Source organism: Microvirga aerilata (assembly GCF_016743775.1).
Lineage (GTDB): Bacteria > Pseudomonadota > Alphaproteobacteria > Rhizobiales > Beijerinckiaceae > Microvirga > Microvirga aerilata.
Map to the genome: position 1 here is coordinate 1 of NZ_JAEQMY010000282.1, position 1,323 is coordinate 1,323.

At 65.5% G+C, this 1,323-nt stretch carries 1 protein-coding gene; it reads left to right on the forward strand.

Going from position 1 to position 1,323, the window contains the following annotated elements; translation table 11 throughout:
• A partial coding sequence (locus JKG68_RS32360) for a cadherin-like domain-containing protein (RefSeq protein ID WP_202066532.1) occupies nt 1-1,323 on the forward strand: 1,323 nt, incomplete at both ends.

Below are 1,323 nucleotides of genomic sequence, written 5' to 3' on the forward strand. Positions count from 1 at the left end.
GAGGGTACGACCAAGCCCAAGCTCACCATCGAGTACACCACCAGCACCACGCCTCCGCCCAGCAACACCGCCCCGGTGGTGAGCACAGGCACAGGCTCTCTCAGCTACACCGAGAACGCTCCCGCCGCTGCCGTCGCGCCCGGCCTGACGATCACCGATGACGGCACCAGCCTGACAGGCGCCACGGTAAAGATCAGCGCAGGCTATGCGTCTGGTCAGGACAGCCTTGTCTTCACCAACCAGAACGGAATATCAGGAAGCTGGAGCGCCTCCACGGGTACTCTCACCCTCACCGGCACAGCGACCGTTGCGCAGTACCAGGCCGCACTCGCATCAGTGAAATACGCCAACGCCAGCGACAATCCCTCAGGCGCTGCCCGCACGGTGGAATTCCAGGTCAATGATGGAGCCTCCGCCAACAACCTGAGCACCGTGGCCAGCCGTACGGTGCAGGTGACGCCGGTCAACGATGCGCCGGTGGCAGCTAACGACAGCTACACGACCAGCCAGGGCACAGCCCTGACTATTGCAGCCGCTGGGGTGCTGGCCAACGACACCGACGTGGACAGCCCCACCCTGACAGCGCTGCTGGCTGCAGGACCCTCCAACGGCACCTTGACGCTGAACCCCAACGGCTCCTTCACCTACACGCCCAACAGCGGCTACAGCGGCTCGGACAGCTTCACCTACAAGACCAATGACGGCACGGCCGACGGCAACACCGCCACTGTCAGCCTGACCATCACTCCTACTTCGACCGGTGGAGGCGAGACCCGCACCATCAGCTTTCAGCAAGGGGTGAACGGCTACGCAGGCACGCAGGACACCACCCTGCGCCAGTCGGCGCCCAGCACCGGCCAAGGCAGCGCCACAAGCCTGTTTATCGACAGCGACACCCCCTCCGGCACCGGTCAGGACGATCAGGTCCTGCTGCGCTTCGACAATCTCTTTGGCACCGGGGCCATTCCCAGCGGGGCGACCATCACCAAAGCCACTCTGACCCTGCAGACCACCAATGCCGGTGATGGCGCGGCGCTACACCGGATGCTCACCGGCTGGAGCGAGGCGTCCACCTGGAGCTCCCTCAGCAGCGGCGTGCAGACCACCAGCGGCGAGGTGGTGGCCACGGCCGACCGGGTCACCGGCCGCACCGCTGTGGGCGCTACCAACCTCGATGTGACGGCCAGCGTGCAGGCCTGGTCCAATGGTGCCGCCAACAACGGCTGGGCCTTCCTGCCCTCTGGTGGCGATGGCTGGGACTTCCTCTCCTCGGAGGGTACGACCAAGCCCAAGCTCACCATCGAGTACACCACCAGCACCACG